The 6,314-nt window shown below is 38.0% G+C and carries 8 protein-coding genes; 5 read left to right on the top strand and 3 right to left on the bottom strand.

Going from position 1 to position 6,314, the window contains the following annotated elements:
* Nucleotides 1-122: 122 nt before the first annotated feature.
* Both argF and VF675_RS13355 read right to left on the bottom strand, forming a co-directional pair.
* Nucleotides 123-1,043, bottom strand: coding sequence for an ornithine carbamoyltransferase (gene argF, locus VF675_RS13360; RefSeq protein ID WP_004973455.1), 921 nt, complete (start codon nucleotides 1,041-1,043; stop codon nucleotides 123-125).
* A gap of 111 nt (nucleotides 1,044-1,154) precedes the next feature.
* On the bottom strand, nucleotides 1,155-1,805 hold the full coding sequence (locus VF675_RS13355) for a TetR/AcrR family transcriptional regulator (RefSeq protein WP_096901590.1): 651 nt from the start codon (nucleotides 1,803-1,805) through the stop codon (nucleotides 1,155-1,157).
* Between the two features lie 337 nt (nucleotides 1,806-2,142).
* Between VF675_RS13355 and prpB the strand changes: the two genes are divergently transcribed.
* From prpB to VF675_RS13335, 4 genes are all read left to right on the top strand, one after another.
* Nucleotides 2,143-3,027: a methylisocitrate lyase gene (prpB, locus tag VF675_RS13350; RefSeq protein ID WP_004973459.1), complete on the top strand. Its 885-nt coding sequence runs from the start codon at nucleotides 2,143-2,145 to the stop codon at nucleotides 3,025-3,027.
* 4 nt (nucleotides 3,028-3,031) lie between these two features.
* Nucleotides 3,032-4,168 (top strand): bifunctional 2-methylcitrate synthase/citrate synthase, encoded by a 1,137-nt coding sequence (gene prpC / locus VF675_RS13345; protein ID WP_004973461.1) that lies wholly within the window; start codon nucleotides 3,032-3,034, stop codon nucleotides 4,166-4,168.
* 298 nt (nucleotides 4,169-4,466) lie between these two features.
* Nucleotides 4,467-4,688, top strand: coding sequence for a TA system antitoxin ParD family protein (locus VF675_RS13340; protein ID WP_004973462.1), 222 nt, complete (start codon nucleotides 4,467-4,469; stop codon nucleotides 4,686-4,688).
* A 5-nt stretch (nucleotides 4,689-4,693) separates the two neighbouring features.
* Nucleotides 4,694-4,969, top strand: a complete 276-nt coding sequence (locus VF675_RS13335) for a type II toxin-antitoxin system RelE/ParE family toxin (RefSeq protein WP_004973465.1) — start codon at nucleotides 4,694-4,696, stop codon at nucleotides 4,967-4,969.
* Between the two features lie 7 nt (nucleotides 4,970-4,976).
* Here the strand turns inward: VF675_RS13335 and VF675_RS13330 are convergent, their stop codons facing one another.
* On the bottom strand, nucleotides 4,977-5,471 hold the full coding sequence (locus tag VF675_RS13330; protein ID WP_179991042.1) for a CinA family protein: 495 nt from the start codon (nucleotides 5,469-5,471) through the stop codon (nucleotides 4,977-4,979).
* Nucleotides 5,472-5,683: 212 nt separating this feature from the next.
* On the opposite strand from VF675_RS13330, the gene VF675_RS13325 reads away from it, so the two are divergent.
* Entirely contained in the window at nucleotides 5,684-5,914 is a 231-nt protein-coding gene (locus VF675_RS13325) for a hypothetical protein (RefSeq protein WP_026438431.1), read from the top strand.
* Nucleotides 5,915-6,314: the final 400 nt, after the last annotated feature.

The following is a 6,314-nucleotide window of genomic DNA, read 5'->3' as shown; positions in this document are numbered from 1 at the left end:
TTTTAGAAAAATAGACCATAACTCAAGATTATAGCGAGCCAAATAAAAAAACAGCACCTTTTGGTGCTGTTTGTAACAAAACTCATCAAAGTTTTGCGAATATTTAAGACGGGTTTTAAAGCTTAGTCTTTTTTAAGATTTTCATTCAATAAAAACTCAACCAATGCTTTTTGAGCATGTAAGCGATTTTCTGCTTCATCCCACACTACAGCATTTTTGTGATCGAGCATATTTTCAGAAATTTCTTCACCACGGTGCGCAGGTAAGCAGTGCATAAATAAACAATCAGGGTGTGCTAAATCCATCAAGCGTTCATTCACTTGATAGTCTGCAAACGCTTTTTCACGGATTTTTTGTTCTTCTTCCTGTCCCATGCTTGCCCATACATCGGTCACAATTAGGTCAGCATTCACTGCTGCATCTTCAGCAGAATCGACCAATTCTACGCAGTGTGCAAATTCAGACAGGAAACGCTGTTCTGGCTCATAACCTTTTGGTGTAGCAATTTTTAAATTAAAGCCCCACATGTGTGCTGCTTCAATATATGAGTTACACATATTGTTGCCATCACCAATCCACGCCACAGTTTTACCTTCAATTGAACCACGGTGTTCAACATAGGTTTGCATGTCTGCAAGGAGTTGGCATGGGTGATGATCGTCAGTTAAGGCATTGATCACAGGAACTTTAGAATAAGAAGCAAAGCGTTCTACAATGTCGTGACCAAAGGTACGAATCATCACAATGTCAAGCATACTTGAAATGACGCGTGCAGAATCTTCAATTGGCTCACCGCGACCTAATTGTGTGTCACGTGATGATAAGAAGATCGCGCTACCACCAAACTGACTCATGCCAGCTTCAAACGATACACGGGTTCGGGTGCTGGATTTTTCAAAAATCATACCCATGACTTTGCCAGGAAAAGGCTGGAAAACTTCATTGTTATGCTGTTTACGCTTAAGCTCAATGGCGCGTTGCAAAATTTGATTCAGTTCTAAAGTCGATAAATCGCGTAATGTTAGAAAGTGACGTAGAGCCATTCGTTACTCCACAATAATTGCTGAATGAGAAAAAACAACAATTAGTTGTTGGTTGGTTAAGTGAAAAAGGGAATCGGCTAATATACTATAGGATGCAGAAATTGCAAAAAACTAAGCTTTTTGATGAGCGTCTAGAAAGCGATCTACACAATAACTTACATAATTGGTTGTTTCTTGTTCTGTTTCTTGTTTTGGAATACCCATGATGATACGCCATTCAAAATTTCTTAAAATACCGAAATACAGTTGTGCAGAATAAATAGGCTGTTCACAGCAAATTAAACCTTGCTGACTGGCATGTTCCAATACTTTGGCAATACAAAGTTGCACATGCAAAGGGCCGCGCTCATGTATGTGTAAGGCAATATCAGGATTGCGCTGACTTTGCTCTAATACCAGACGCATAAAGGCTGCATTTTCTGGTTCCAAAATATGATGATAAAAATTCAATAAGGTTTGAATCAAATAACCACGTAAATTTGAATCAATTTGTTCAAAGGGAATGTGAATATCCTGAAAAAATTTATCACGGCGATAATCACAAATAGCTTTGAATAACCCTTCTTTATTGCCAAAGTATTTATAGATCGACGCTTTAGAACCGCCTGCGTGTTGCACAATATCATCTAAGGATACGGCATCGTAACCACGCTCTAAAAATAGCTCAGTTGCACTGACTAATAACGCTACACATCGCTCATGACCACGCTTGGTTGGTGGTATATCTTTACCTAAAGGAGCGAAATGGGCGAGTTCGTGCATATTGAGTAAAAAATCATCAATTAAATAGAAGGGAGATTGTCATTATAACAAATATATGTACAGCGTGCTGTGTCGAAGTGTACTTGCACATGGCATGATTTGAGCTGAAAAAGCTATATTTTTAGAAAATAGTTTAAATTTTGCTTATTTAGTGTACTAAAAAGCTGTGTTTATCAAAAATAAAGAATAACCAACATCACGAAAATTTATTGTGCAATAAATTTGAAAATTATTTGACTAAAGTTTTAGAGTATAGATTCTAAAAAGCCATGGCGTGATCTCGCATTCTCGATATACTCGAATCTCGAAAAATATAGTAAGAAAAGCGGAAAGGAAGATGACAGAACAAACATCTGCGGGCTTAAGATTCAGACAAGCCTTGGAAGTCGAAAAGCCATTACAAATTATCGGCACGGTAAATGCTTATGCTGCCATGATGGCAAAACAAGTGGGCTATAAAGCCATTTATTTATCTGGTGCAGGTGTTGCCAACTATTCTTACGGTTTACCTGACTTGGGCATGACCAGTTTAGACAACGTCTTGGAAGATGTACGTCGTATTACTGAGCGTGTTGATACACCATTATTGGTGGATATTGACACAGGTTGGGGCGGTGCATTCAATATTGCCCGCAGTATTAAACAAATGATTGCTGCGGGTGCTGCTGCAGTTCATATTGAAGATCAGGTTGCACAAAAGCGTTGTGGACATCGTCCAAACAAAGAAATTGTAACCCAGCAAGAAATGGTTGATCGTATTAAAGCGGCTGTTGATGCGAAAACCGATTCAAACTTTGTAGTCATGGCACGTACTGATGCCTTGCAAAAAGAAGGTTTACAGGCGGTTATTGACCGTGCTTGCGCATGTGTGGAAGCGGGTGCAGATGCAATTTTTGCAGAAGCTATGACTGATATTACCATGTATAAAACTGTATGTGATGCCGTAGGTGTACCTGTATTGGCAAACATTACCGAGTTTGGTGATACCCCTTATTACACCACTGAAGAATTGGCTGAGCAGGGCATTCGCATGGTGTTGTATCCACTTTCACCAACTCGTGCTATGCAAAAAGCAGCACTTGAAGTGATGCAATCCATTCGTAAAGATGGCACGCAAGTGAATGTCTTAGACAAAATGCAACAACGTAAAGAATTATACGAATTCCTTGATTATCATACTTTTGAAAATACATTAGACAAGCTGTTCAAACAGGAGAATTAAAAAAATGGCTGAAGGAAAAGTACTCACAGGCGCAGGATTGCGTGGACAAGTGGCAGGTAAAACCTCACTCTCAACTGTTGGTAAAAGTGGCGCAGGCTTAACTTACCGTGGTTATGATGTGCAAGACTTGGCAGAAAACTGTCAGTTTGAAGAAGTTGCATACTTGATTTTCTTTGGTGAATTGCCGACTTCAGAGCAATTGGCTGCCTATAAAGCAAAATTGAAATCTTTACGTGCATTGCCTCAAGCACTCAAAGAAGTGCTTGAGCGTATTCCTGCAGATTCACACCCAATGGATGTGATGCGTACAGGTGTTTCAATGCTAGGTAACTTAGAAACCGAACAGTCATTTGAACAGCAACAAGATGTAGCAGACCGCATCTTGGCGACTTTGCCAGCTATTATTTGCTACTGGTATCGTTATAGCCACGATGGCGTGCGTATTGAAGAAAATACGGATGATGATTCAATTGGCGCACAATTCCTGCATTTATTACGTGGTGAAAAACCAAATGAATTGCATGAACAAGTCATGAATGTGTCATTAATTTTGTATGCAGAGCATGAGTTCAACGCATCAACATTTACAGCACGTGTTTGCGCATCAACTTTGTCTGACATGCATTCATGTATTACAGGCGCGATTGGTTCATTACGTGGCCCATTACACGGTGGCGCGAATGAAGCAGCGATGGAAATGATTGAAAATTGGACATCGCCAGAAGAAGCTGAACGTGAAATGCTAGGCAAGTTGGAACGTAAAGAAAAGATCATGGGCTTTGGTCATGCGATTTATAAAGACAATGATCCACGTAACGGCATCATCAAAATCTGGTCTGAGCGTTTAGCGCAAGATGTAGGTGATACAGTACTTTATCCTGTATCGGTGCGTTGTGAAGAAGTGATGTGGCGTGAGAAGAAATTATTCTGTAATGCTGACTTCTTCCATGCGTCTGCGTATCACTTTATGGGTATTGCGACCAAACTATTTACACCAATCTTTGTGATGAGCCGTGTAACAGGTTGGGCAGCACACGTGATGGAACAGCGTGCAGATAACCGTATTATCCGCCCAAGTGCAGATTATACAGGCCCAGAATTGCGTAAAGTTGTACCAATTGCAGAGCGTTCGGCTGCTTAATTGGTTGTCTAAAAAGCTGTACCGTGCATGAACATCATGTGATGCAGCAGTTTAGGCTGAAGATAAGGTTTCATTGTTAAGCAATGGAACCTTATTTTTTTTGAGGTTTGGATGAGGGTAGTCAAAAATACAATGAGTAATTATTGAAGCGTTAGAGAATTAAAAAAGATCGGACGTACGATAGCGCATTTTTAAATATTTGATCATAAAAGAAGGTTGTTGTATTTTGTTTCTTAAGGTTGTAAATGGTTGCATGATTGGCTAAAATTTATTCCATAATTAATATGAGGAAAAAGCAATGTCACATGTAGCAGTTAAAATCGACAGCGATATTGTTGAATCAGCAAAGATTTACGGGATGGCTGAAAGTAGAAGTGCAACTAAACAAATTGAGTACTGGGCTAAAATTGGAAAAATCGCACAAGACAATCCCGATTTAACTTTTCAAGATATAGCAGATTTGTTGCTTAGTATGGCGCATGTCAAAGCAGGGAATACAACACCATATAGCTTTGGTTGAGTTCAATGAATATACAACAAACTCCCTTATTTGAACGGACAGTGAAAAAACTAACCAAGCAGCAGAAAAAAGATGTTGATAATGCCGTAATAACCGTTTGGAATAATCCTGATATCGGAGAAGCTAAAGTGGGGGATTTAGCAGGAGTATTTGTTTATAAATTTAAAATGGACAAACAGCTTGTGCTACTGGCTTACTCTGTGAGTGATGACGAAATCATGACACTCTATCTTTTAAAATTGGGCAGTCATGAGAATTTTTATAGAGACTTAAAAAGATAGGTTTACTTCAGGGTGCAGTACAAGTGCTTGTATCTTGCATTAGATCAATCAGGTCTTGAGCGACTAACAGAGTGAGCTGTTCTAGTCGTTGTAATGGATTGCCATCTAAAAAATATTTGTACTGAAAAGTTTGCTGCTGATAATGAATGGCGATAAAAAATGTCCCTACAGGTTTTTCTGGTGTGGCACTGCCGCCTGGTTTCAGTAACCCTGTGCATGCCACAATAAAATCTGCATGTTGAAATAGTTTTTTGCCTTGAACTGCCATGGCTTGTGTGACTTCTGCGGATTCAGCGGTATAGGTGGCAATTAAGTCACTATTCACATGCAAAATCTCACGTTTAATGCTTGGGTCGTAACTGACTAATCCACCAAGTAAAATATTGGCACCGCTATTTTTATAAATAGAAAACTGACTACATAAGTAACCTGAGCTGGCACTTTCAATAAAAGCCACAGTCTGTTGGCGTTGTTCAAGTATGGCACAGCATTGTTTGAGCATGATAAATCTGCAAGTGAATAGAATAAGTTGCTCAAGTGTACTGAATTTTGTCGACTTGTGCGAAAAAATATCAAAAAGTGAAATGCTAAAATAAGAATGTTCACGATTTAACTGCCTATAAATACAGCAAAATTTACAATTATAGGTTTAATCGTGGCATGAACGGTGATACAAATAAAAGTAAAGCAAAAAGTAATAAAAAGGATGCTGTGATGAAAACAACGGTGAAATATATCGTTTTAAAAAGTTTGGACTATCAACTTGGTACATCATTATTTGAGGATGAAATTGATGCTGATGCACAATATTTTGACCAAATTCCAAGCATTATTGAATATCAAAACTTGCGCTTTAAAGTGGTGAGTAAAGAACAAAAGCGTTTACAGTTGATTGAGGAAAATGAAGAACATCAAACCATCATTGTCAGAGTTTTGGTGATTTAAAGTCATTTCAATCTAGATTAGTCAGAGCTTCAATATAACAGCAGAATGATTGAGCATCAGTGGAGCGTATCGAAGTTGGTGTTTTTTTAGTCACTGGATGCAAAAAATTGTATTTCACATCACAAGAAAAAATTGAAGAATTGATTAAAAATGCTAACTATGTCACGTATTTGTGTTGGTATTTTTGTAGATTAGCATTTTTCAAACGGGCTGTAATGGCTTAAATAAGCTTATGTTTTTTAGATCAATTTTTATTTTAACAGACTGATAATTGAGATAGAGAGAAAATTAATTAAAATATCTTAAAAATATAATCATGACAGATAGAACAAAATATAATTGAATTTTAACGTATTTTTTGAATGCGTGTTACATTTTGGTTTTTATTATATTGTTAAAT

Origin of the sequence: Acinetobacter sp. Lyrl_1, from assembly GCF_051948795.1 — a bacterium.
GTDB classification, from domain to species: Bacteria; Pseudomonadota; Gammaproteobacteria; order Pseudomonadales; family Moraxellaceae; genus Acinetobacter; species Acinetobacter towneri.
Note: the sequence above shows the minus strand (reverse complement) of the source record. Positions and strands in the feature narration are given on the sequence as shown.